Origin of the sequence: Streptomyces collinus Tu 365 (genome assembly GCF_000444875.1) — a bacterium.
GTDB lineage: Bacteria > Actinomycetota > Actinomycetes > Streptomycetales > Streptomycetaceae > Streptomyces > Streptomyces collinus_A.
Window position 1 is genome coordinate 2574057 of the sequence record NC_021985.1, and the last position, 24456, is coordinate 2598512.

At 72.7% G+C, this 24456-nt stretch carries 24 protein-coding genes; 9 read left to right on the top strand and 15 right to left on the bottom strand.

The genetic code is table 11. From position 1 onward, the window contains the following. From B446_RS11025 to B446_RS11035, 3 genes are all read left to right on the top strand, one after another. Entirely contained in the window at window positions 1–798 is a 798-nt protein-coding gene (locus B446_RS11025) for a thiazole synthase (RefSeq protein ID WP_020939511.1), read from the top strand. A 135-nt stretch (window positions 799–933) separates the two neighbouring features. Continuing rightward, window positions 934–2859: a Stk1 family PASTA domain-containing Ser/Thr kinase gene (pknB, locus tag B446_RS11030; protein ID WP_043475316.1), complete on the top strand. Its 1926-nt coding sequence runs from the start codon at window positions 934–936 to the stop codon at window positions 2857–2859. A 59-nt stretch (window positions 2860–2918) separates the two neighbouring features. Next, window positions 2919–3818 (top strand): deoxyribonuclease IV, encoded by a 900-nt coding sequence (locus B446_RS11035; protein WP_078614681.1) that lies wholly within the window; start codon window positions 2919–2921, stop codon window positions 3816–3818. Window position 3819: 1 nt separating this feature from the next. Here the strand turns inward: B446_RS11035 and B446_RS11040 are convergent, their stop codons facing one another. After that, the gene (locus B446_RS11040) at window positions 3820–4452 is read right to left on the bottom strand and encodes a sulfite oxidase-like oxidoreductase (protein WP_020939514.1); all 633 of its coding nucleotides are present in this window, start codon (window positions 4450–4452) and stop codon (window positions 3820–3822) included. A gap of 176 nt (window positions 4453–4628) precedes the next feature. Here B446_RS11040 and bfr point away from each other — a divergent pair, with 176 nt between their 5' ends. Further along, on the top strand, window positions 4629–5108 hold the full coding sequence (gene bfr, locus B446_RS11045) for a bacterioferritin (protein ID WP_020939515.1): 480 nt from the start codon (window positions 4629–4631) through the stop codon (window positions 5106–5108). On the opposite strand, the gene B446_RS11050 is transcribed toward bfr, so the two are convergent. Together B446_RS11050 and B446_RS11055 are read right to left on the bottom strand one after the other, a co-directional pair. Beyond that, window positions 5105–5377 carry a (2Fe-2S)-binding protein gene (locus B446_RS11050; protein WP_078614682.1) on the bottom strand — a complete coding sequence of 91 codons (273 nt, stop codon included), beginning with the start codon at window positions 5375–5377 and terminating at the stop codon, window positions 5105–5107. The two genes, bfr and B446_RS11050, sit on opposite strands and share 4 nt — an antisense overlap. 127 nt (window positions 5378–5504) lie before the next feature. Continuing rightward, the gene (locus B446_RS11055; protein ID WP_043475320.1) at window positions 5505–6857 is read right to left on the bottom strand and encodes a class II 3-deoxy-7-phosphoheptulonate synthase; all 1353 of its coding nucleotides are present in this window, start codon (window positions 6855–6857) and stop codon (window positions 5505–5507) included. Between the two features lie 105 nt (window positions 6858–6962). On the opposite strand from B446_RS11055, the gene B446_RS41110 reads away from it, so the two are divergent. Then, window positions 6963–7043: a trp operon leader peptide gene (locus tag B446_RS41110; RefSeq protein ID WP_106960562.1), complete on the top strand. Its 81-nt coding sequence runs from the start codon at window positions 6963–6965 to the stop codon at window positions 7041–7043. 91 nt (window positions 7044–7134) lie between these two features. Beyond that, window positions 7135–8991: an anthranilate synthase family protein gene (locus B446_RS11060; protein WP_020939518.1), complete on the top strand. Its 1857-nt coding sequence runs from the start codon at window positions 7135–7137 to the stop codon at window positions 8989–8991. Window positions 8992–9007: 16 nt separating this feature from the next. Here the strand turns inward: B446_RS11060 and B446_RS11065 are convergent, their stop codons facing one another. From B446_RS11065 to B446_RS11080, 4 genes are all read right to left on the bottom strand, one after another. Continuing rightward, a complete protein-coding gene (locus B446_RS11065; protein WP_020939519.1) occupies window positions 9008–10036 on the bottom strand; it encodes a 6-phosphofructokinase in 1029 nt (342 codons plus the stop codon). Window positions 10037–10160: 124 nt separating this feature from the next. Next, window positions 10161–10862 carry a response regulator gene (locus B446_RS11070; RefSeq protein WP_020939520.1) on the bottom strand — a complete coding sequence of 234 codons (702 nt, stop codon included), beginning with the start codon at window positions 10860–10862 and terminating at the stop codon, window positions 10161–10163. Further along, window positions 10859–12091, bottom strand: coding sequence for a MacS family sensor histidine kinase (gene macS / locus B446_RS11075; protein WP_020939521.1), 1233 nt, complete (start codon window positions 12089–12091; stop codon window positions 10859–10861). Before macS ends, B446_RS11070 begins: the two co-directional genes overlap by 4 nt. A 75-nt stretch (window positions 12092–12166) precedes the next feature. Then, window positions 12167–12910, bottom strand: a complete 744-nt coding sequence (locus tag B446_RS11080) for a lysophospholipid acyltransferase family protein (protein ID WP_020939522.1) — start codon at window positions 12908–12910, stop codon at window positions 12167–12169. A gap of 163 nt (window positions 12911–13073) precedes the next feature. On the opposite strand from B446_RS11080, the gene B446_RS11085 reads away from it, so the two are divergent. Next, window positions 13074–13853: an alpha/beta hydrolase gene (locus tag B446_RS11085; protein ID WP_020939523.1), complete on the top strand. Its 780-nt coding sequence runs from the start codon at window positions 13074–13076 to the stop codon at window positions 13851–13853. Continuing rightward, window positions 13846–14418, top strand: a complete 573-nt coding sequence (locus B446_RS11090; RefSeq protein ID WP_020939524.1) for a hypothetical protein — start codon at window positions 13846–13848, stop codon at window positions 14416–14418. Before B446_RS11085 ends, B446_RS11090 begins: the two co-directional genes overlap by 8 nt. A gap of 31 nt (window positions 14419–14449) precedes the next feature. Here the strand turns inward: B446_RS11090 and B446_RS11095 are convergent, their stop codons facing one another. The 6 genes from B446_RS11095 to B446_RS11120 all read right to left on the bottom strand — a co-directional run bounded on the left by B446_RS11095 (window position 14450) and on the right by B446_RS11120 (window position 19471). Continuing rightward, entirely contained in the window at window positions 14450–15202 is a 753-nt protein-coding gene (locus B446_RS11095) for an endonuclease/exonuclease/phosphatase family protein (protein ID WP_043478003.1), read from the bottom strand. A 70-nt stretch (window positions 15203–15272) separates the two neighbouring features. After that, entirely contained in the window at window positions 15273–16226 is a 954-nt protein-coding gene (locus B446_RS11100; protein ID WP_020939526.1) for an ROK family glucokinase, read from the bottom strand. A 67-nt stretch (window positions 16227–16293) separates the two neighbouring features. Then, window positions 16294–16791, bottom strand: coding sequence for a DUF5304 domain-containing protein (locus B446_RS11105; protein ID WP_020939527.1), 498 nt, complete (start codon window positions 16789–16791; stop codon window positions 16294–16296). Window positions 16792–16848: 57 nt separating this feature from the next. After that, complete coding sequence (locus B446_RS11110) at window positions 16849–18039, bottom strand: ArsA family ATPase (RefSeq protein ID WP_020939528.1); 1191 nt, start codon at window positions 18037–18039, stop codon at window positions 16849–16851. A 64-nt stretch (window positions 18040–18103) separates the two neighbouring features. Next, window positions 18104–18544 carry an SRPBCC family protein gene (locus tag B446_RS11115; RefSeq protein WP_020939529.1) on the bottom strand — a complete coding sequence of 147 codons (441 nt, stop codon included), beginning with the start codon at window positions 18542–18544 and terminating at the stop codon, window positions 18104–18106. A 129-nt stretch (window positions 18545–18673) separates the two neighbouring features. Continuing rightward, window positions 18674–19471, bottom strand: coding sequence for a metallophosphoesterase family protein (locus tag B446_RS11120; protein ID WP_052352144.1), 798 nt, complete (start codon window positions 19469–19471; stop codon window positions 18674–18676). 296 nt (window positions 19472–19767) lie between these two features. Between B446_RS11120 and B446_RS11125 the strand changes: the two genes are divergently transcribed. Then, window positions 19768–21564 carry an AMP-dependent synthetase/ligase gene (locus tag B446_RS11125; RefSeq protein ID WP_020939531.1) on the top strand — a complete coding sequence of 599 codons (1797 nt, stop codon included), beginning with the start codon at window positions 19768–19770 and terminating at the stop codon, window positions 21562–21564. Window positions 21565–21592: 28 nt separating this feature from the next. On the opposite strand, the gene B446_RS11130 is transcribed toward B446_RS11125, so the two are convergent. Beyond that, window positions 21593–23230, bottom strand: coding sequence for a GMC oxidoreductase (locus B446_RS11130; RefSeq protein WP_419184150.1), 1638 nt, complete (start codon window positions 23228–23230; stop codon window positions 21593–21595). A 55-nt stretch (window positions 23231–23285) separates the two neighbouring features. Continuing rightward, entirely contained in the window at window positions 23286–24428 is a 1143-nt protein-coding gene (locus B446_RS11135; protein WP_020939533.1) for a glycosyltransferase family 4 protein, read from the bottom strand. Window positions 24429–24456: the final 28 nt, after the last annotated feature.

The window sequence follows — 24456 nt, forward strand, 5'->3', positions numbered from 1 at the left end:
ATGGCAGACGACCCCTTCGTCCTCGGCGGGCTGCCGCTGGGCTCCCGGCTGATCATGGGGACCGGCGGCGCGCCGAGCCTGGAGGTGCTGGAGCGGGCGCTGGCCGCCTCCGGCACCGAGCTGACCACGGTCGCGATGCGGCGGGTCGACCCGTCCGTGCACGGCTCGGTGCTGTCGGTGCTCCAGCGCCTCGGCATCCGGGTGCTGCCGAACACGGCGGGCTGCTTCACCGCCGGGGAGGCCGTGCTGACCGCCCGGCTCGCCCGGGAGGCGCTGGACACCGACCTGGTCAAGCTGGAGGTCATCGCCGACGAGCGGACCCTGCTGCCGGACCCGGTGGAGCTGCTGGACGCGGCGGAGACCCTGGTGGACGACGGGTTCACGGTGCTGCCGTACACCAACGACGACCCGGTGCTCGCCCGGAAGCTGGAGGACGTGGGCTGTGCGGCGGTGATGCCGCTGGGCTCGCCGATCGGGTCCGGGCTCGGCATCCGCAACCCGCACAACTTCGAGCTGATCGTCGAGCGGGCGGGCGTGCCGGTGATCCTGGACGCGGGCGCCGGCACCGCCTCGGACGTGGCGCTGGCGATGGAGCTGGGGTGCGCCGGGGTGATGCTGGCCTCCGCCGTCACCCGGGCCCAGCGGCCCGCGGAGATGGCCGCGGCCATGAGGCACGCGGTCGAGGCGGGCCGGCTGGCCCGGCTGGCCGGGCGGATCCCGCGCCGGCACTTCGCCGAGGCGTCCTCCCCGGTGGCGGGCCGGGCCCACCTCGATCCGGAGCGGCCCGCCTTCGGGTAGCGGCGGGTGGCGGACCCGGCGTGGCCGGCGCCTTCTGTCACGGCCGGCGGCGGGCGCGTCACAGCTGTGCTGCATTACGTCACCGGAACGGCCGAGCGGGTGGGAGTGCCGGTTCGCCCTCGTAGACTCCCTTGCGTGGATACGACCCTTCAGGACCCCCTCGTCGGGCAGGTGCTCGACGGCCGGTACCGCGTCGACGCGCGGATCGCGGTCGGTGGGATGGCCACGGTCTACCGGGCCGTGGACACCCGCCTCGACCGGATCCTCGCGCTCAAGGTGATGCACCCGACGCTGGCGGCCGACGGGTCGTTCGTGGAGCGGTTCATCCGGGAGGCCAAGTCGGTCGCCCGGCTCGCCCACCCCAACGTGGTGCAGGTCTTCGACCAGGGCACCGACGGGTCGTACGTGTACCTGGCGATGGAGTACATCGCCGGGTGCACCCTGCGGGACGTGCTGCGTGAGCGGGGCGCGCTGCAGCCGCGGGCCGCGCTGGACGTCCTGGAGCCGGTGCTGGCCGCGCTCGGCGCCGCGCACCGGGCCGGTTTCGTGCACCGGGACATGAAGCCCGAGAACGTGCTGATAGGCGACGACGGGCGGGTCAAGGTCGCCGACTTCGGGCTGGTGCGGTCCGTGGACACGGTGACCAGCACCACGGGTGCCGTGCTCGGCACCGTCTCCTACCTCGCGCCGGAGCAGATCGAGCAGGGCACCGCCGACCCGCGGGTCGACGTCTACGCGTGCGGTGTCGTCCTGTACGAGATGCTGACCGGCGGCAAGCCGCACTCCGGGGACTCCCCCGCCCAGATCCTGTACAAGCACATCCACGAGGACGTGCCGGCGCCGTCGGCGCTCGTGCCGGGACTCGCCCGCGAGCTGGACGAGCTGGTGGCCGCGGCGACCGCGCGCACCCCGGACGGCCGGCCGCAGGACGCGGCGGCGCTGCTCGGCCAGGTGCTGCGGGCGCGTGCCGCGCTCGGCGCCGAGCAGCTCGACGCCGTGCCGCCGCAGGCGCTGGCCGCGGAGCACGACAACGCGCAGGACCGTACGAGCGTGATCCCGCGTTCGCTGACCGTGCCCCGGCCGCTGCCCGTCAACGAGGACGACCGGGCCGTGGCGTCGGTGATGCACACCAGCCGGCTGGAGAGCCCGCCGGTGCCGCCCGGGCGGCGCACCGGCCGGGCCCGGCGCGGCCCGGTCGCCCTGATCGCGGCGGTCCTGCTGGTCCTCGGCGTGGGCGCCGGGGTCTGGTACATCAACTCCGGGCAGTTCACCAAGGTCCCGCCGCTGCTGGCCAAGACCGAGAAGCAGGCCGAGGCCCGGCTGCGTGCCTCGGGCCTCGACGTCAAGCAGGTCGAGAACGAGTACAGCGACACGGTGAAGAGCGGCACGGTCATCCGCACCGACCCGAAGCCCGGGGCCCGGATCCGCAGCAACGACTCGGTGACACTGGTGATCTCCCGGGGCCCGGAGGTCGTGAAGGTGCCGGACCTGCGGGGCGTCCCGCTGGCCAAGGCGCGGGCGCGGCTGAAGGCGGCCGGTCTCGAGCCGGGGCTGGTCAACCGGGCGTTCAGCGACAGCGTCGCCCGGGGTTCGGTGGTGGGCACCGACCCGGGGACGGGCACCGAGCGGCACGCGGGCTCGGCGATCGCGCTCCTGGTCAGCAAGGGCAACCCGATCGACGTCCCGGACGTCACCGGCGAGGATCTCGACAGCGCCCGGCAGGACCTGGAGGGTGCCGGTCTGAAGGTGAGCGTCTCCGCACGCCAGGTGCACTCGGACTTCGACAAGGGCCAGGTGGCGCAGCAGAGCCCCGCGAACGGCCGGGCGGCCGAGGGCGACACGGTGACGCTGACGCTGTCCCTGGGCCCGGAGATGGTCGAGGTGCCGGACGTGGTGGGCTCCTCCGTCGACGACGCGACCAAGCGGCTGGAGGACGCCGGCTTCAAGGTCGAGAAGGACCGGGGGCTGCTCGGTCTCTTCGGGGACACCGTGAGCAAGCAGTCGGTGGACGCCGGGCAGAAGGCGCCCAAGGGGTCGACGATCACCATCACCATCCGGTGACCGGAGGCCGCTCTCGGACCGGTTCCGGGCGGCCCCGCCAGGCATGACACCCTGAACGGGTGACAAGTCAGCGGTCCCGTTCCGTCTCCCCCGCCCCCGGCCCCGCCCGCAACCCGGTCGGCGGCCATGTCCCCGTGGCCGGCGGTCTGCACACGGTGGGGCTGTCCTACGCCCGCGAGCTGAGGGCGGAGACCGTGCAGGTCTTCGTCGCCAACCCGCGCGGGTGGGCCACGCCGGCCGGGAACCCGCGGCAGGACGAGGCGTTCCGCCAGGCGTGCGCCGACGAGTCGGTCCCCGCGTACGTGCACGCCCCCTACCTGATCAACTTCGGCTCGCACACCGAGGCCACCGTGGAGCGGTCGGTGGAGTCGCTCCGGCACTCCCTGCGCCGGGGGCGGGAGATCGGCGCGCTGGGCGTCGTCGTGCACACCGGCAGCGCGACCGGCGGGCGGGCGCGGGAGGTGGCGCTGAAGCAGGTGCGCGAGCACCTGCTGCCGCTGCTGGACGAGCTGACCCATGACGACGACCCGTTCCTGCTGCTGGAGTCGACCGCCGGGCAGGGCTCCTCGCTGTGCTCGCGCACCTGGGACTTCGGCCCGTACTTCGAGGCGCTGGACGCCCACCCCAGGCTGGGTGTCTGCCTGGACACCTGCCACATCTTCGCCGCCGGGCACGACCTGACCGGGCCGGACGGCATGCGCCAGACCCTCGACCTGCTGGTGGAGACGGTCGGCGAGGGCCGGCTGAAGCTGATCCACGCCAACGACTCCAAGGACGTGGTGGGCGCGCACAAGGACCGCCACGAGAACATCGGCGCCGGTCACATCGGCGAGGACCCGTTCCGGGCCCTGCTGAACCACCCCGCGACGGCGGGCGTGCCGCTGGTGATCGAGACGCCGGGCGGCAAGGAGGGCCACGCCGCGGACGTGGAGCGGCTGAAGCGGCTGCGGGACGGCTGAGTCAGAGCTCGGGGCCGTCCCCGGGCCCCTCCTGGTAGGAGTAGCGCTGTTCCTTCCAGGGGTCGCCGATGTTGTGGTAGCCGCGCTCCTCCCAGAAGCCGCGCCGGTCGGCGGTCATGTACTCCACGCCCCGCACCCACTTGGGGCCCTTCCAGGCGTACAGGTGCGGGACGACCAGGCGGACCGGGAAGCCGTGCTCGGCGGTGAGGAGTTCGCCGTCCTTGTGGGTGGCGAAGATCGCGCGGTCGGAGGCGAAGTCCGACAGCCGCAGGTTGGAGCTGAACCCGTACTCCGCCCACACCATCACATGGGTGACGTCGGGCGCCGGGGGCGCCAGGTCCAGGATGGTGCGGGCCGGGACGCCGCCCCACTCGGCGCCGGTCATGCTGAACTTCGTCACGCAGTGCAGATCGGCCACCACGGTGGTGTACGGCAGGGCCGTGAACTCGTCGTGGTTCCAGGTGTGCTTGTCGCCGTCGGCGGTGACGCCGAAGACCCGGAACTCCCAGCGCTCGGGCCGGAACTTCGGCACGGGCCCGTAGTGGGTGACCGGCCAGCCGCGCTGGAGTCGCTGCCCCGGCGGAAGCTCGGACCCTGCCGCCGTCCCAGATTCGCGCTCCACCGGATGACCCATGTCTCCATCCTGACAGACCTGGGGCAGCGTCCTTGACCACCCCTTGCCGAATCGGACAATCACCATCAGGTCGTCACTTACTTACTAAGTACGCACTTACTGGACGATCTTCGTCACCGGTGCAATCATGCCGCCGCACACCTCACCCGTCCCCCCGCCTGGAAGGAGCCTCTGCGATGCAGGGCGACCCCGAGGTCATCGAGTTCCTCAACGAGCAGCTCACCGGCGAGCTGACCGCGATCAACCAGTACTTCCTGCACGCGAAGATGCAGGAGAACTTCGGCTGGACGAAGCTCGCCAAGTACACGCGGCACGAGTCGTTCGACGAGATGAAGCACGCGGAGGTGCTGACCGACCGGATCCTGTTCCTGGAGGGGCTGCCCAACTACCAGCGGCTGTTCCACGTGCGGGTGGGGCAGACGGTCCGGGAGATGTTCGAGGCCGACCGGCAGATCGAGGTGGAGGCGATCGACCGGCTCAAGCGGGGCGTCAAGGTGATGCGCGAGAAGGGCGACATCACGTCGGCGAACATCTTCGAGGACATCCTCGCCGACGAGGAGCACCACATCGACTACCTGGACACCCAGCTGGAACTGGTGGACAAGCTCGGTGAGGCGCTGTACCTCGCGCAGCTGATCGAACAGCCCGAGAGCTAGGCGGCTTCCGCCCCGGCGGCATCCGCCCCGGCGCCGTCCGGGCTCCCCGGGAGGCTCGCCAGCACCGGCCTGCCCTGGTCCGCGAGCTCGCGGCGGGGGCAGGCGCCCCGGCCGAGGATCGCCTGGATCCGGCGGACGCAGGAGCCGCAGTCCGTACCCGCCTTGCAGGCGGAGGCTATCTGGCGGGGGGTGCAGGCACCGTCCTCCGCGTGCTGCTTGACCTGCGCCTCGGTGATGCCGAAGCAACTGCAGACGAACACGCGGTTCACCTCCCGACGGGATCGGTCTCGTACGCCATCCCGTTGTCCGGTGAGGCAAACCTAACCTTACCTACCCGGCGAGAGCCGCGACAGTGGGCGGGGCGCGGATCCTGTGTGATCCGCGCCCCACACCGCATCACTGGTCCCGGTACATCTCCGCGACGAGGAACGCCAGGTCCAGCGACTGGCTGCGGTTCAGCCGGGGGTCGCAGGCCGTCTCGTAGCGCTGGTGCAGGTCGTCGACGAAGATCTCGTCGCCGCCGCCCACGCACTCGGTGACGTCGTCACCCGTCAGCTCGACATGGATGCCGCCCGGGTGGGTGCCGAGCGCCTTGTGGACCTCGAAGAAGCCCTTGACCTCGTCCAGCACGTCGTCGAACCGGCGCGTCTTGTGCCCGGAGGCCGCCTCGAAGGTGTTGCCGTGCATCGGGTCCGTCACCCAGGCCACCGTCGCACCGGAGGCGGTGACCTTCTCGACGAGCTCCGGGAGCCGGTCCCGGATCTTGTCGGCGCCCATGCGGACGATGAAGGTCAGCCGGCCCGGCTCGCGGTCCGGGTCGAGGCGGTCGATGTAGGTGAGGGCTTCCTCGGCCGTGGTGGTCGGGCCGAGCTTGATGCCGATCGGGTTGCGGATCTTCGAGGCGAACTCGATGTGCGCGCCGTCGAGCTGGCGGGTGCGCTCACCGATCCACACCATGTGGCCCGAGACGTCGTAGAGCTGCCCGGTGCGCGAGTCGACACGGGTGAGCGCCGACTCGTAGTCGAGCAGCAGCGCCTCGTGCGAGGCGTAGAACTCGACGGTCTTGAACTCCTCCGGGTCGGCCCCGCAGGCGTGCATGAAGTTCAGCGCGTTGTCGATCTCGCGGGCGAGCTGCTCGTAGCGCTGGCCGGACGGGGACGACTTCACGAAGTCCTGGTTCCAGGCGTGCACCTGGCGCAGGTCGGCGTAGCCGCCGGTGGTGAAGGCGCGCACCAGGTTCAGGGTGGAGGCGGACGCGTGGTACATCCGCTTCAGGCGCTCGGGGTCCGGGACCCGGGCGGCCTCGTTGAATTCGAAGCCGTTGACCGAGTCGCCCCGGTACGTGGGCAGCGTGACGCCGTCGCGGGTCTCGGTGTTCTTGGAGCGCGGCTTGGAGTACTGGCCGGCGATGCGGCCCACCTTGACCACGGGCACGGAGGCCGCGTAGGTCAGCACCGCGCCCATCTGGAGGAGCGTCTTGAGCTTGCTGCGGATGTGGTCGGCGGACACCGCGTCGAATGCCTCGGCGCAGTCGCCGCCCTGGAGAAGGAACGCCTCTCCCTTGGCGACGGCCGCCATCCGGGCGCGCAGCTGGTCGCACTCGCCCGCGAAGACGAGCGGCGGATACGACTCGAGGTCCGCGATCACTGCGCGCAGAGCCTCGGGGTCGGGGTACTCGGGCTGCTGCGCCGCGGGCAGGTTTCGCCAGGTGTTGCCAGCGCTCGGGCTGGTCTTAGCGTTCACGGTCACCTCGTAAACATTACGGGGTCGTGTCGCCATATTTTCCTCCGGCTCGACTGGTGAGACGGAGTGTTTGCCTCATGGACGCCACGGCCGTGCGGTAGGGTTTTTCGCATGTTCGCGCTTTCCGTCCGGACCCCTGTCCGGGTCTCTGTCCAGAACTGGTGGTGGACCGCTCATCCGGCGGCCCACTGACTGCGCGTACGCACTGCTTCGCGAAGGCCGCCCGAGGGGCGGCCTTCGGTGTTTCCCGGGGTCGTTCCTCTTCCGTTGAGAAGGATCGCCCATGCATCTCCAGGACCTCTTGCACGACCCTCGCCCCTTCGCCCTGCTGCACCGTCGCACGCCGGGCCACGACGAACACACGGTCGAGGTGCTGCTCGGCCCGGTCACCGCGCGCGAGCGCCTCGCCGACCTGCCCGGCGAGGGCCTCGCGCTCGTCCCGTTCCGCCAGATCCGCGAGCGCGGCTTCGACGTCCGCGACGACGGCACCCCGCTGCTGGTGCTGACGCCCGAGGAGTCCTGCCGGGTCCCGCTGGACCGGGCCCTCGCGGAGCTGCCCGGCCACGACGTGCGGGTCGAGGGCGGCGGCTTCGACGTCGGGGACGAGGAGTACCGCGAGATCGTCGGGCGGGTGCTGCGCGAGGAGATCGGCCGCGGCGAGGGCGCGAACTTCGTGATCCGCCGGACGTACGAGGGCACGGTCCCGGGCTTCGGCCGGGCCGACGCGCTGGCGCTGTTCCGGCGGCTGCTGGAGGGCGAGCGGGGCGCGTACTGGACGTTCGTCGTGCACACCGGGGAGCGGACGCTGGTGGGCGCCAGTCCGGAGGTGCACGTACGGATGTCGGGCGGCACCGTCGTCATGAACCCGATCAGCGGCACCTACCGGTACCCCGACGGCGGCCCGACGCCCGAGCACCTGCTGGACTTCCTCGCCGACGGCAAGGAGACCGAGGAGCTGTCCATGGTCGTCGACGAGGAACTGAAGATGATGTGCACCGTCGGCGACCGGGGCGGGGTGGTGGTCGGGCCGCGGCTGAAGGAGATGGCGCACCTCGCCCACACCGAGTACGAGCTGCGCGGGAAGTCCTCCCTGGACGTGCGGGAGGTGCTGCGGGAGACCATGTTCGCGGCGACGGTCACCGGCTCGCCGGTGCAGAACGCGTGCCGGGTGATCGAGCGCCACGAGGTGGGCGGCCGGGGTTACTACGCCGGGGCGCTGGCGCTGCTGGGCCGGGACTCCGGGGGCGCGCAGACCCTGGACTCCCCCATCCTGATCCGTACCGCCGACATCGACGCCGGGGGCCGGCTGCGGGTGCCGGTCGGGGCGACGCTCGTGCGCGGCTCGGACCCGGCGGGCGAGGTGGCGGAGACCCACGCGAAGGCGGCGGGCGTGCTGGCGGCCCTCGGGGTGCGGCCGGCCCGGCCGCGCGCGGAGCGGGCCCGGCCCCGGCTGGCCGACGACCCGCGGGTGCGGGCCGCGCTGGACGGGCGCCGCTCGTCGCTCGCGCCGTTCTGGCTGCGGATGCAGGAGCGGTCGGACGCCCTCCAGGGGCACGCCTTGATCGTCGACGGCGAGGACACCTTCACGGCGATGCTCGCGCACGTGCTGCGGTCGACCGGGCTGGACGTCACGGTACGGCGCTACGACGAGCCCGGACTGCGCGAGGCGGTCCTCGCGCACGAGGGCCCGGTCGTGCTCGGACCCGGCCCCGGGGACCCCTCCGACCTCACCGACCCCAAGATGCGGTTCCTGCGGGACCTGGCCGCCGAGGTGGTCCGCGGGCACCGGCACGGTGTGCTGGGCGTCTGCCTCGGGCACGAGCTGCTCGCGGCGGAGCTGGGCCTGGAGATCGTCCGCAAGGAGGTGCCGTACCAGGGGGCGCAGACGGAGATCGACCTGTTCGGGCGGAGCGAGACCGTCGGTTTCTACAACAGCTTCGTGGCGCGCTGCGACGCGGAGGCGGCGGCCGGACTGGCCGCGCACGGGGTCGAGGTGAGCCGGGCCGCGAACGGCGAGGTGCACGCGGTCCGGGGCCCCGGGTTCGGCGGGGTGCAGTTCCACCCGGAGTCGGTGCTGACGCTGAACGGGGCCACGGTCGTACGGGAGCTGGTGGACCGGCTGCGCCGTACGACCGTCTAGCCTTCCGGGGCCGCGGTCAGCCGAAGAACACGCCGACCTCTTCGTACAGCTTCGGGTCGACGGTCTTCAGCCTGGCCGTGGCCTCGGCGATCGGGACGCGGACGATGTCGGTGCCGCGCAGGGCCACCATCTTGCCGAAGTCGCCGTCGCGCACGCAGTCGACGGCGTGCAGTCCGAAGCGGGTGGCGAGCCAGCGGTCGAAGGCGCTCGGGGTGCCGCCGCGCTGGATGTGCCCGAGGACCGTGGTGCGGGCCTCCTTGCCGGTCCGCTTCTCGATCTCCTTGGCCAGCCACTCGCCCACCCCGGACAGCCGCACGTGTCCGAAGGAGTCAAGCGACCCGTCCTTGAGGACCATCTCGCCGTCCTTCGGCATGGCGCCCTCGGCGACGACGACGATGGGGGCGTAGGAGGCCTTGAAGCGGGAGGTGATCCAGGCGCACACCTGGTCGAGGTCGAAGCGCTGTTCCGGGATGAGGATGACGTTGGCGCCGCCGGCCAGCCCGGAGTGCAGGGCGATCCAGCCGGCGTGACGGCCCATCACCTCGCACACCAGGACCCGCATGTGGGACTCGGCGGTGGTGTGCAGGCGGTCGATGGCCTCGGTGGCGATGCCCACGGCCGTGTCGAAGCCGAAGGTGTAGTCGGTGGCGGACAGGTCGTTGTCGATGGTCTTGGGCACGCCGACGCAGGGCACGCCGTACTCGTCGGACAGCCGGGCGGCCACGCCGAGGGTGTCCTCGCCGCCGATCGCGACGAGCGCCTCGACCTCCAGCTTGGCCAGGTTCTCCTTGATCCGGCGGATGCCGCCCTCCAGCTTGAGGGGGTTGGTCCGCGAGGAGCCGAGGATGGTGCCGCCGCGGGGCAGGATGCCGCGCACCGCGGGGATGTCGAGGCGCATGGTGTCGCCTTCGAGAGGTCCGCGCCAGCCGTCCCGGAAGCCGACGAAGTCGTATCCGTACTCCTGTACGCCCTTACGGACGATGCCCCGGATGACGGCGTTGAGCCCGGGGCAGTCGCCGCCTCCGGTCAGTACTCCGACCCGCATGGAAATGTCCCTTCGCCGCGGTTGCCTGACAGTGAGTCACGGTAAAGGTGATTCGCGTCACACAGCGAGAGGCGGGAAGGGTGATTCCGGTGAAATGCGTGGAAGCCGTTCGACCTGCCGGTTTCTACGCGTCGTCGAGGCCGCGCTCGATGGCGTACCGCACCAGCTCCACCCGGTTGTGCAACTGGAGCTTGCCGAGGGTGTTCTGCACGTGGTTCTGCACCGTGCGGTGGGAGATCACCAGGCGCTCGGCGATCTGCTTGTAGCTCAGGCCCTTGGCCACCAGGCGCAGCACCTCCGTCTCCCGCTCGGTCAGCCGCGGCGCCCCCGGCGCGTCGGCGTCCGGGGCGGCCGCGGGCTCGGAGGCCAGCCGGCGGTACTCGCCGAGCACCAGCCCGGCGAGGCCCGGGGTGAACACCGGGTCGCCGACGGCGGTGCGGCGCACGGCGTCCAGCAGCTCCGCGGTCGAGGCGGACTTCAGCAGGTAGCCGGTGGCGCCGGACTTCACCGCCTCCAGCACGTCGGCGTGCTCGCCGCTCGCGGACAGCACGAGGACCCGGAGCGCGGGGTCGTGGGCGACCAGTTCCTTGCACACCTGGACGCCCGGCTTGGCGGGCAGGTTGAGGTCGAGCACCAGGACGTCGGGGGCGACCGCCTTGGCCCGGCGCACCGCCTGTTCGCCGTCCCCGGCGGTGGCGACCACCTCGAAGCCCGACTCGGCCAGGTCACGGGCGACCGCGTCCCGCCACATGGGGTGGTCGTCGACCACCATGACCCGGATCGGGTCCCGCACCGGGTCCCGCACCGGGTCCTGCCGCTGTGTCATCGCTTCTCCGCCTTCCCCCGCGCCCGTGCGGCGCCCTTCGGTACCTTCAGCTCGACCTCGGTGCCCTGCCCGGGGACGGAGATCAGTTCCGCGCTGCCGCCGAGGTCGCGCAGGCGGCCCCGGATCGACTGGGCCACGCCGAGCCGGCCCTCGCCCTCGGCCTGGGCGAGCCGGCCCTCGCAGATGCCGGGGCCGTCGTCGCGGACGGTGACCACGATCCCGTCGGGCTCGTCCTCGACCAGGATCCACGCCCGGGCGTCCGGCCCGGCGTGCGCGCGCACGTTGTCCAGGGCCGCCCCGACGGCCGCGGCCAGCTCCCGCGCCGCCGCGCGCGGCAGCGGCACCGGGGCACCGGGCTCGGCGAGGCTGACCCGCGCCGCCGCGAACGGGGCGAGCAGGGCGCGCAGGTCGACCGGTCCGTCGTCGTCGGGTTCGTCCGGTTCCTCCACGACGCGTACGAGGGCTCCGGCGGCCGTGTCCTCCGAGACCCGGGAGACGGGCAGCAGCCCGCCGGAGACCAGGGTGCGCAGGGCCACCTCCTGCTCCCCGGCCAGGCGCCCGAGGTCGGCCGCCTCGCCGCCGATGACCGCGCCGCGCCGCTGCACCATCGCCAGCACCTGGAGCACGCCGTCGTGGATGTCCCGGGCGAGGCGCTCCCGTTCCCGGGTGGCGGCCTCGATCTCCAGGGCGCGGGCGAGGGTGCGCTCGGAGGCGCGGGCGACCTCCACGACGTAGCCGATGGCGATGGAGGCCACCCAGACCAGGATCACGTTGTGCACGGTGTCCCGGGCCGGGCTGCCCCGCTCGGCCAGGTTGGCCGCCGCGACGGCCGTGGAGGCCGCGGCCGCCCAGCGCCAGCCGCCCTTGAGGGCGAAGGCCAGCACCGAGCCCGCGGTCCATATCGACGGCAGGGTCGGGCCGCCGCCCGCGATCCGCTCGTGGCTGTCGGCGAGCGGGGTGAGCAGGATGCCGGTGAGCGCGACGGCCAGGTCCGCCGCGAGGAAGCGCCGGGTGCAGCTCGCCTCGCTCGCGACCCGGGGCAGGGTGGCGAGGGTCCACACGCACAGGACGGCGTAGTAGCCGACGGCGGTCCAGGGACGGACGAAGTGGTCGTACGCGGTGGCGAACAGGCCGACGGCGTACAGCATCGTCAGCACCCGGTACCCGGCGAGCGCACGCCACAGCGGCAGCTCGACCGACATGCGCATGACCCGCTCGCGCCTGGCCACGGCACCCTCCCCCTGTTCGTTCCCCGTACCCGGTCCCCCGGTCCCCCCGGGTCGCGGTCCCCTCTCGGCCGCCGGCTAGGCGTCGGCCTTCTTCTCCGCCTCCTTGGTGGCCTTCTCCGCTTCCTTGGCGGCCTTCGCCGCCTCCGCGATCTGCCGCTTGGCGGCGGTGGCGTAGATGTCCACGTACTCCTGGCCCGAGAGCTTCATGATCTCGTACATGACCTCGTCGGTCACCGCGCGCAGCACGAAGCGGTCGTGCTCCATGCCGAGGTAGCGGCTGAAGTCCAGCGGCTTGCCGATGCGGATGCCCGGGCGCATCAGCTTGGGCACCACCTTGCCGGGCGGCTGGATCTTCTCGGTGTCGATCATCGCCACGGGGATGACCGGCGCGCCGGTGGCGAGCGCCACGCGCGCGAGGCCGCCGGGCTTGCCCCGGTAGAGCCGGCCGTCGGGCGAACGGGTGCCCTCGGGGTAGATGCCGAACAGCTCGCCGCGCTCCAGCACCTCTATCCCGCTCTTCACCGCCGCCTCGCCGGCGCCGCGCGCTCCGGAGCGGTCCACCGGGAGCTGGCCCACGCCCTTGAAGAAGGCGGCCGTGAGGCGCCCCTTGACGCCCGGGGTGGTGAAGTACTCGGCCTTGGCGATGAAGGTGACCTTGCGGTCCAGGACCGCGGGCAGGAAGAACGAGTCCGAGAAGGACAGGTGATTGCTCGCCAGGATGGCCGGGCCCGCGGCCGGGATGTTCTCCATGCCCTCGACCCAGGGCCTGAAGGCGACCTTCAGGGGCCCTCCGATGGCGACTTTCATCGTGCCGTACATCACCCGCGTGCCTCCTGTTTCCGTCGATCAGACCTTAACCCGGAGCGCGGGCAATGGGACCGACGACCCTGGTCGGTGTCAGTGCGGTCGCGTACGGTGAACCACATCCGCCGTTTCTTCACGTCCGATCTTCACGTCCGACTCAGGAACAGGAGCCCGAAAGGTGCCGGTTCTCCCCGGAGCCGAGCCGTACCGCCACGAGGGCGGGGAGGTGGGTGTCCTCCTCTGTCACGGCTTCACCGGCTCGCCCCAGTCGCTGCGCCCCTGGGCGGAGCACCACGCGGCGCACGGCCTGACCGTGTCGGTGCCGCTGCTGCCCGGGCACGGCACCCGCTGGGAGGACATGCAGGTGACGGGCTGGCAGGACTGGTACGCGGAGGTGAACCGCGAGCTGCGCCTGATGTCCGAGCGTTGTTCCCGGGTCTTCGTCGGTGGCCTGTCCATGGGCGGCGCGCTGGCGCTGCGGCTGGCGGCCCGGCACGGCGAGCGGGTCGCCGGGGTGGTCGTCGTCAACCCGGCGAACCGGGTGAACGGCCTGTCGGCGTACGCCCTTCCGGTGGCCCGGCACCTCGTACGGACGACGAAGGGCATCGCCAGTGACATCGCCCGGGGCGGGTCGGCGGAGCTGGGGTACGACCGGGTCCCGCTGCACGCGGCGCACTCCCTGCGGGTGTTCCTGCGCCGGCTGGACGGCGAGCTGCCCCAGGTCACCCAGCCGTTGCTGCTGCTGCGCAGCGCCCGGGACCACGTGGTCCCGGCGGCCGACGCGGCGCGGGTGCTGAGCCGGGTGTCCTCCCTGGACGTGACCGGGATCGTGCTGGAACAGAGTTACCACGTGGCGACGTTGGACCACGATGCGGACCGGATCTTCGAGGAGAGCCTCGCCTTCATGGGCCGGCTCGCACCCAGTGTCGGCAAGGAAGGGACGGCCGCAGTTGGCTGAGCACGACTCCGACCGCGGGGACCGCGAGCCGGACGAGAAGGGGGTGCCCTTCGACGAGGACGCCGTGTGGCGTGCCATCGTCGCGGGGTACGGCCAGGAGCCGCCCGATCCGCCGGGGGCCCGGCCCTTCAAGCCGGTCGAGGATCTCGCGCTGCTCGAGAAGGACCCGCCGCCCGAGGGCCCCGGGCGCACCGACGGCTCCGGCGAGCCGGGGCCGGCCCGGCCGCTGGGCAGCTCCGTCTCCTTCGCCCCGGGGGTGGGCCCGCGCGACCACCGGGCCGCGGAGCCGTCCGACGACGACTTCGACGAGGACGACGAGGGCCACTTCGTGCCGCCCGAGCCGCCCCCGCTGCCGGCCGCCGACGCCACCGCGAAGTTCGCCTGGCTCGGTGTGGTCGGCGGTCCCGTGCTGCTGCTGCTCGCCGTGGTGCTGGGCTGGGAGATGACCTGGTGGCTGACCACCCTGGCCGTCGGCGGCTTCCTGGGCGGCTTCGCCACGCTGGTGATGCGGATGCGCACGGACGACGACGAGGACGGCGACCCCGGCCGCGGGGCGGTCGTCTGACGGCGCGGCCGGGACCTGTGGGGGACACGGCCTAGGCGGCCGGGATCCTGAGGGCGGCGAGGACCGGGAGGTGGTCCGTGGCCGCCCTCAGGTCCGTCCCGGTCACCCCGGGATGCCCGTCCGGCACCCCGCAGCCCAGCACCTCGACGCCCCGGGTCGCGAAGAGGGCGTCGATGCGCTGGTGGGGGTCCGCGGGGGTCGAGGTGTACTCGCCGCCCCAGGGGGCGGCGGTCCGGCAGTCCTGGAGGCTGTCGGCGAGCAGCCGGAAGGTGCGGCCGCCGGGCCGCTCGTTGAGGTCGCCGCCGGCCACCGCGTGTTCCACGCCCATCCCGGCGAGCCGGTCCAGCAGCATGCCGCCCTGGGCGTACCGCTCGTCCGCGCGCAGGCTGAGATGGCAGCTGACCACGCCGAGGCGGGCCGCGCCGAAGCGGACCACCGCCGTGGCGAGTCCGCGCCGGTGCAGGCCGGGGGTGAGGGGCAGGAGCACGTCCTCGGTGCGCTCGACGGTGGCGCGCAGGCTGCACAGGATCGCCGGGCCCGCCGCCGTGGCGCCGCCGGTGAGGAGGACCTGCCCGGAGGCGGCCGCGAGCCGGGCCAGCTTCTTGCGCCAGCGGAAGAAGCGGGGGGCCTCCTGGACCAGGACCAGGTCCGGGGCGCACGCGGTGATCACCCGGGCCAGCGCCGCGGTGTCGTCGCGCAGGGAGCGGACGTTGTAGCTCAGGACCCGGACGACGGCGGAACCATCGGGTTCCGTACCGGAGTTGGGCAGATCGGTGGTCGCCATGACGATCAACATACGACGATGCCCGCCGTTCCGGGACCGGACTCGGCGGGCATCGTCGTACGCGGGCTCGTCACATGATCGGGTCGGGCTCGCGGGCCAGGTCGGCCGCGCCCACCATGCCGGCCTTGTTGCCGAGCTGGGCGGCGATCACGTCGGCGACCGGACGCCAGTTGCCGCCGACCAGCCAGCGCTTGTAGGACTTGCGGATGGGGTCGAGGACGAGGTCGCCCTCGTCCGAGAGGCCGCCGCCGACGATGAACGCGGACGGGTCGAAGAGGGAGGCCAGGTCGGCGAGGCCGGCGCCGGCCCAGCGGGCCAGCTCGCGGTAGGAGTCGACGGCGACCGGGCAGCCCTGGCGGGCGGCCATGGAGATGTGCTTGCCCTCGATGCCGTCGGGGGTGCCGTCGCCGAGCGCGAGCAGCACCTCGGCGCGCTCGGGGGTGGCGTTGGCGCGCTGCTTGGCGTAGCGGACCAGGGCGCGGCCGGAGGCGTACTGCTCCCAGCAGCCCTGCGAGCCGCAGCCGCACAGCAGGCCGTCCGGGACCATCCGGATGTGGCCGAACTCGGCGGCGACGCCGAAGTGGCCGCGGCGCAGCTTGTTGCCGATGATGATGCCGCCGCCGAGGCCGGTGCCGAGCGTGATGCAGATGACGTTGCGGTGGCCCTTGCCCGCGCCGAAGCGGTACTCGCCCCAGGCGGCCGCGTTGGCGTCGTTCTCGACCACGACGGGGAGGCCGGTGCGGGCTTCGACCTTCTCCTTCAGCGGCTCGTTGCGCCAGTCGATGTTGGGCGCGAAGTACACCGTGGAGCGCTGCCGGTTCACGTAGCCGGCCGCACCGATACCCACGCCGACGATCTCGTGCCCCGCACGCGCTCCCTCCACCGCGGAGGCGATGGCGTCCACGATGGCCTCGGGCGTGGTGGGGGTCGGCACCTTGAAGGTCGAGAGGATGTTGCCTTCCTCGTCGACCACGCCGGCCGCGATCTTGGTGCCGCCGATGTCGACGCCGATGGTGAGTCCCATGAATCCCTCAGTTCCGGTCGAGCCCCGCTACGGCCAACCGTACCCGAGCCCCTGCCCGGGGAAGGCTTCAGTCCAGGTCGATGCGCTCCCCCGGACCGGTGCCCTCGTCCCCGTCGGGACGGCCGGGGCGGCCGCCGTCGGGGCCGGCCTCCGGCTCGGCGGCGCGGGTGGTCCAGCGGCGCTCCTGGCCCTGGACGGCGGAGCGGTAGGCGGCCAGCAGCTCGGTGCCGGCCGCGGCGAGGTGGTCGAAGACGTCCGGGTTGCGCTCCACGACGGGCTCGACGGCGGCCTTCGCCTGCTGCACGACCTGGCGCACCACCTGCTGGGCGGCCGGGCCCGCGACGGCTCCGAGGAGCGGGGACTGCAGGCCGGACAGCTTGTCGGCCACCGTGTCCACGAGCCTGCGCAGTTCCTCGGCGGCGGAGCCCGGGGGCGGGCCCTGCCCGGCGCGGCGGCGGGCCTTCTCGGCGGCGAGGTCCTCGGCGCAGGCGGTGGACCAGGCGTCGGCGTCGTTCGCCCGCCGCTCCGCCTCGGGGGGTTCGGATGCGGGACGCTCTTCGCTCATGGCGGACTCCTGACTACGGTTCGCCCTTCCGACGTTACCCGAATGGGCGTACGCCGTTCACCGTCCGGCGGCGGGCCACAGACCGGGGTCGGGCGCGAACCGGATGCGCAGCTCGCCCTCGCGCAGCCCGGCGCCCTCGACGGTGCAGCGGCGCAGGGCGGAGGGGAGCGGAACGATCCGCCGGAAGGCGCCGGCGCCGATGACGAGTTCGTCGCCGCGCCGGACGAGGTCGAGCTCCTCCCGTATGGCGCCGGGCAGCGGGATGTGCCAGACCAGCACGCCGTCCTCGGCGAGCCGGTCGGCGACGGGCCACTCGACCGGGGCGGGCGCGGGGTTGACGGCGGGGACCGCGAGGGCGTCGAGGTCGTCGCCGCCGCGCGGGTCGCGGCCCAGGTGCGGGACCTGGTGGAGGTCGTGGGTCCGCGCGCCGTCCGGCCGGCCCTGCCACTCGGCGAGGGTCTTGCGCTGCTGGGCGAGGAGCCCGGCGAGCCAGCCGTCGGGGGCGGCGTCGGGCAGGACGCGGTTGGCCGTCAGCGACTCGACGCGCAGACCGCGCAGGGCGAGGCCGAGGGTGGCGGTGCGCAGGGCGTCGTCGCCGGCCGGGCCGGGTTCGGCGACCAGGCGTACGGCGGTGTCCCGGTCGGTCAGCACCGCCTCCACGGCGGCCAGCTCCAGGTCCCAGCGGGCCGCCGTCTCGTACAGCCACTCGGCGGGCATGGGGACGCCGGCGAGCCGGCCGAGGACCGGGCGCAGGGCGCGGGCGGCCTGCCGTTCGGGCGGCAGCAGGCGACGCAGGTAGCGGCGCAGCTCCTCGGGGAGGCCGAGCAGCGGGAGGGCCCGCGGCAGCGGTGGCATGTCGACGACGAGGAGGTCGTAGCGCTCGGAGAGGGCGGCGTCGCGCAGGGCGCGCAGGAAGGACAGCTCCTCGGCGCCGGGCAGCGGGGTGACCTCCTCGGCGTCCAGGCGGGCGGCGCCGAGGAGGTCGAGGACGTTCGCGGCGCGGGTCTGGAAGGCGGTGAGGTCCTGCCGGAAGCGGTCGGCGGCGTCGGGGCGCCACACCGTCAGCAGCGGGGCGGCCTCGGCGGGGGCCGGCCCCGTCCCGGTGCCCAGTGCCGTACCCAGGGTGTCGGTGCGGTCGGCGCCGAGCAGGAGGGTGCGGGTGCCCTCGGCGGCGGCGCGGCGCGCGGTGGCGGCGGCGACGGTCGTCCGTCCGCTGCCGCCCGGGCCCATGATCAGGATGGTGCGCATGAGGGTGAACGGTAACCGAGAGGGCCGTGCCCGCGACCGGCCACGACGCGTCCCCGGACACGGTCTAGCGCCCGGACTCGACCCGCTTCTTCAGGCCCGCGAGCGCGCGGTCGATGATGACCTTCTCCGCCTTGCGCTTGATCATGCCGAGCATGGGGATCTTGACGTCGACGGTCAGCTGGTAGGTGACCTCGGTCCCGCCCTGTCCGGCCGGCTTCAGCAGGTAGGAGCCGTCGAGGGAGCGCAGCATCTGGGACTTCACCAGGGTCCAGGACACCTCGTGCTCGCCGGTCCAGGTGTACGCCAGGGTCTGGTCGTCCTTGATGGCGCCGGCGTCCATGACGAGCCTGACCTGCTCGGCGCGGCCGCGCGCGTCGGCCGCGAGGACCTCGGCCTCCTTGACCTCGCCGGTCCAGTCGGGGTAGCGGGCGAAGTCGGCGATCACCGCCATGACGTCGGCCGGAGCCGCCTCGATCGTGATGCTCGAACTGGTGTGTTCCGCCATCGCCGTGGCTCCTCCAGATGCGGACCGCAGGGAGTCTTCCGTGCGCGGGATGCGCACGTCTGTGCAGCGTGAAGGCTACCGCGCCGCCGACCGGCCGCCTTCACCCCGTCTCGGCCATGACCGCGCTTCTCACCATTCGAGCGCCCAGGGCCTGCCGGTACCGGCGAAGTGGCCCACGTTCACGCACTCCGTCGCGCCGATCCGCATCCGGCGGACCAGCGGCTGGTGGACGTGCCCGAACAGGGAGTAGCGCGGCCGGGTGCGGCGGATCGCGGCCAGCAGGGCCCGGCTGCCGCGCTCGAAGCGGCGCGCGACGGTGTCGTAGACCAGCTCGGGCACCTCCGGCGGGATGTGCGTGCACAGCACGTCCACCTCGCCGACGGCCTCGATCTTGGCCGCGTACTCCTCGTCGTCGATCTCGTAGGGCGTGCGCATCGGGGTGCGCAGGCCGCCGCCGACGAAGCCGAAGGTCCGGCCGCCGATCTCGACCCGCTCGCCGTCGAGCACGGTGGTGCCGGGGCGGGCGTACTCGCGCCACAGGGGCGGCATGTCGACGTTGCCGTAGGTGGCGTACGTCGGGGTGGGGAACGCGGCGAACAGCTCGGCGTACTGCTTGCGCACCGCCTTCTCGATGGCGGTGGCCCGGTCGGAGCCGATCCCGGCCCACAGCCGGGCGCCGAAGGCGCGCGCCTCCTCGAAGCGGCGGGCGGTGCGCAGCTCGACGATGCGGTCGGCGTTCTCGGTGCCGAACAGGTCCGGGAAGATGCCGCGCGAGTGGTCGGCGTAGTCGAGGAAGAGGACGAGGTCGCCGAGACAGATCAGGGCGTCCGCACCTTCGCCGGCCCGGACCAGGTCGCGGGCGTTGCCGTGGACGTCGCTGACCACGTGGACGCGGGTCCTCGGGCTGCCGGAGCGTGTGGGTGCCATGACGATCAAGCGTAGGCGTGTGGTGTGGGCGTGAACAGTGGCGGCCGGGCCTGCGGTTACTCGCCGGTCGGTTGGGGCGTGGACTAGTGTGCGCGAAGGAACGCCATCCCGTGTGACGCAGCGAACATCTCGCCGGGACCCCCTGTCGTAGAGGCCATACCGGCGGGTAACGTCCGGGCAGTCCAGTCGTGCTCTGGATTTCAACATGTGAATTCCCGAGCATCCGCCCGAGCCTTGGACCGCACCGTCGCATCACACAGAGTCGTGGCGCCGGCGCCCTATGAGGAGCAGCAGTCTTGCGCGAGTTCAGCCTTCCGGCTTTGTACGAGGTCCCTGCGGACGGCAATCTGACCGACATCGTCCGCAGAAACGCCGCGCAGCATCCCGACGTCGCCGTCATCGCCCGCAAGGTGGGGGGCGTCTGGCAGGACGTCACGGCCACCCGCTTCCTGGCCGAGGTGCGCACCGCCGCCAAGGGTCTCGTCGCGGCCGGGGTGCAGCCGGGCGACCGGGTGGCCCTCATGTCCCGGACGCGCTACGAGTGGACGCTCCTGGACTTCGCGATCTGGAGCGCGGGCGCGGTCACCGTGCCGGTGTACGAGACCAGCTCGCCGGAGCAGGTGCAGTGGATCCTGGCGGACTCGGGCGCGACCGCCTGTGTCGTGGAGCTGGACAACCACGCGGCCGCCGTGGACTCGGTGCGCGACGCGCTGCCCGCGCTCAAGCACGTCTGGCAGATCGAGGCCGGGGGTCTGGAGGAGCTGGGGCGGCTCGGCCAGGACGTCGCGGACGCGACCGTGGAGGAGCGCAGCTCGATCGCCCGGGCGGACGACCCGGCGACCATCGTCTACACGAGCGGCACGACCGGCCGCCCGAAGGGCTGTGTGCTCACCCACCGCAGCTTCTTCGCCGAGTGCGGGAACATCGTGGAGCGGCTGCGGCCGCTGTTCCGCACCGGTGAGTGCTCGGTGCTGCTCTTCCTCCCGCTCGCGCACGTCTTCGGGCGGCTCGTGCAGATCGCGCCGATGATGGCGCCGATCAAGCTGGGCTGTGTCCCGGACATCAAGCACCTCACGGACGAGCTGGCCGCGTTCCGGCCGACGCTGGTCCTCGGCGTCCCGCGCGTCTTCGAGAAGGTCTACAACTCGGCGCGCGCCAAGGCGCAGGCCGACGGCAAGGGCGCGATCTTCGACAAGGCGGCGGACACCGCCATCGCCTACAGCAAGGCGCTGGACACCCCGTCGGGCCCGTCCCTGGGGCTGAAGATCAAGCACAAGGTCTTCGACCGGGTGGTCTACAGCAAGCTGCGGGCGGTCCTCGGCGGCCGGGGCGAGTACGCGATCTCGGGCGGCGCCCCGCTGGGCGAGCGGCTCGGGCACTTCTTCCGGGGCATCGGCTTCACGGTGCTGGAGGGCTACGGCCTGACCGAGTCCTGCGCGGCGACCGCGTTCAACCCCTGGGACCGGCAGAAGATCGGCACGGTGGGCCAGCCGCTGCCGGGTTCGGTGGTCCGGATAGCGGACGACGGCGAGGTGCTGCTGCACGGCGAGCACCTGTTCAAGGAGTACTGGAACAACCCGGGCGCGACGGCCGAGGCGCTGGCCGACGGCTGGTTCCACACCGGTGACATCGGCACCCTCGACGAGGACGGCTACCTCAGGATCACCGGCCGCAAGAAGGAGATCATCGTCACCGCGGGCGGCAAGAACGTCGCCCCGGCCGTGATCGAGGACCGGATCCGGGCGCACGCGCTGGTCGCGGAGTGCATGGTGGTGGGTGACGGGCGGCCGTTCGTGGGCGCGCTGGTCACCGTCGACGAGGAGTTCCTGGGCCGCTGGGCCGAGGAGCACGGCAAGCCGGCGGGTGCCACCGCGGCGTCGCTGCGCGAGGACCCGGATCTGCGCGCGGCGATCCAGGCGGCGGTCGACGACGGCAACGCCGCGGTGTCGAAGGCGGAATCGGTGCGGAAGTTCCGCATTCTGTCCTCCCAGTTCACGGAGGAGTCGGGCCACCTCACCCCGTCGCTGAAGCTCAAGCGGAACGTGGTGGCGAAGGACTACGCGGACGAGATCGAGGCGATCTACGCGAAGTAGCGCGCCCTGCGGGGCCGCTGGACGTACGTCATGGCGCGGCGTCCTCGGCGAGGACCCGCGCCATCGTGCGTTCGGCGAGCGCGGTGATGGTGACGAAGGGGTTCACGCCGATGTTGCCGGGCACCAGCGAGCCGTCGGTGACGTAGAGCCGGGAGTACCCCTTGACCCGGCCGTAGTCGTCGGTGGCCTTCCCGAGTACGCAGCCGCCCAGCGGGTGGTACGTGAAGTCGTCGGCGAAGACCTTGCTGGTGGAGCCGAACAGGTCGTACCGGTAGAGGGTGAGATTGGCCAGGTTGATCCGGTCGAACAGCTTCTTGGCCATGCCCGAGGACACCGCGCTCTGGGCGGCCGTCCAGCCGAGCCGGACCGTGCCGGAGGCCGGGTCGTAGGTGAAGGACGCCCGCTCGGGGTTCTTGGTGATCGCCAGGTAGAGGCTGATCCAGTGCTCGAAGCCCATGGGCAGCGGGGCGATCTCGGCGAAGACCGGGTTGTCGGCGTTGGCCCAGTCGTCGATGCCCATGACGGGCATGGTCGCCTGGTCGGCGCCCACGGTGTCCCAGACGTGGTTGGCGCGGCCGAGCATGGTGTTGCCGTTGGGGCCCCAGCCCGCACCCACGGCCGGGTCCAGGTCGGGCAGGGTGCCGGTGTCCCTTGCGCGGACGAGGAGTTCGGTGGTGCCGAGGCTGCCGCCGCCGAGGAAGAGGTACCGGCAGCCGTACTGCTTGGTCTCGACGATCGCGCCGGTGGTGTCGATGCGGTCGGCGGTCAGCAGGTAGGAACCGTCGGCCGCCCTGCTGAGCGACCTGACCCGCTCCAGGGTGTGCAGGGTGACGTTGCCGGTACCGAGGGCCGCGGCCAGGTACGACTTGTCCAGGCTGCGCTTGCCGTGGTTGTTGCCGTAGATGACCTCACCGGCGAGCGCCGACCGGGTGGCGGTGCCGGCGGCCTCGCGCTGCATGTAGCCGAAGTCGTAGACGTTCGGCACGAAGGTGGTGCGCAGCCCGGCGTCGGCCGCGGCCTTGCGGGAGGTGCGGGTGAACCGGTACCAGTCCGTGGACTCGAACCAGGCGGGGTCGACCGTGTTGACGCCCAGCATGGAGCGGGCGCGCGGGAAGTAGGTGCCGTACATCTCGTCGGCGTCGACGGTCGGGAACTGCTCGGCGAAGTAGGACTTCAGGGGCGTGACCGCCATGCCGCCGTTGACCAGGGAGCCGCCGCCGACGCCCCGGCCGACGTAGACGGACATGTGGTCGTAGTGCACCCGGTCCAGCACCCCCGGGTAGGGGCTGATGTCCTTGTTGACGAGGTCCAGCCACAGGAAGGTGGCCAGCGGGGCCTCCGTGCGGGTGCGGAACCACATGGAGCGCCGGTCGGGTGCGCTGGTGGAGCAGAACACCGTGCCGTCGGGGCCGGCCGTGTCCCACAGCCGGCCCATCTCCAGGACGAGGGTGCGGATGCCGGCCTGGCCGAGGCGGAGGGCGGCCACGGCGCCGCCGTAGCCCGAGCCGACCACGATGGCCGGGGCGGACTCGGCCGCAGCGGGCTCGGCGGCGTGGGCGGACTGGAGACCGATCCGGGTGAAGCCGAGGCCGGCCGCCGTCTGCAGGGCGACCATACCGAGGATGTGACGTCTCGTCAGCTGATGCTGCGTCAGTTTTGCTGTCATGCGCGCAGCATGGGCGGATTTTCCGGTTCCGCCTAGGGTGCGTGCCGCCGCTGTTTCACAGCAGCGTCCTGAGCTTCTCCGCCAGCAGGTCCCACCGCCACTTCTCCTCGACCCACCGCCTGCCCCGCTCGCCCATGCGGCGGCGCAGCTCCGCGTCCCCGAGGAGGGCGACGATCCGCTCGGCGGCCTCGGCCGGCTCGCCGCCGCGGACCACCCAGCCGGTCTCCCCGTCGAGCACGGCGTCCGGCGCGCCGCCCGAGTCGCCGGCCACGACCGGCAGGCCGGTGGCGGAGGCCTCCAGGTAGACGATGCCGAGGCCCTCGACGTCCAGGCCGCCGCGCCGGGTGCGGCACGGCATCGCGAAGACGTCGCCGGCCCCGTAGTGGGCGGGCAGTTCGGACCAGGGCACGGCGCCGGTGAAGCGGACCGAGTCCGCCACCCCCGTCTCCCGGGCCAGCCTGCGCAGGTCCTCTTCGTAGGGCCCGCCGCCGACGACGAGCAGCACGGTGTCCGGCTCGGCGGCGAGGATCGCGGGCATGGCCCGGATCAGGGTGTCCTGCCCCTTGCGCGGCACCAGCCGCGAGACGCACACCACCACCGGCCGGTCGGTGAGGCCGAGCCGGGCGCGCACCTCGTCCCCGCCCGAGCCGGGGTGGAAGGTCTTCTCGTCGACGCCGGGCGGCAGCTGCACCATCCGCCGGGCGGCCTCCGGGCCGAGCGCGGCCGCTATCCGGGAGCGGGTGTACTCGCCGAGGTAGGTCAGTGTGTCGGTGGTCTCCCCGATCCGGCCCAGCAGCTGCCGGGCGGCGGGCAGCTGGGCCCAGCCGGCCTCGTGACCGTGGGTGGTCCCCACCAGCCGGCTCGCCCCGGCCTTCCTGAGCGCCGGTGCCATCAGACCGAGCGGCGCGGCCGCCCCGAACCACACCGAGGTGCAGCCGTGCTCGCGCAGCAGCCCGGCCGCCCGCCGGGTGACGCGGGGCGTGGGCAGCAGCATGGTGGTGCGGTCGCGCACGACGGTGAACGGCTGCTCGGCGTCGAAGGCGGCCGTGGCCTCGGCCCCCTCCCGGCCGCGCTTCCAGGTCGAGGCGTAGACGACCAGCCGCTCCGGGTCCAGCCGGAGGGCCATGTTGTGCAGGAAGGCCTGGATGCCGCCCGGCCGGGGCGGGAAGTCGTTGGTCACGATCAGGGTCTTGTGCATCGCCGCCGACACTACCGGGCCCGAACCC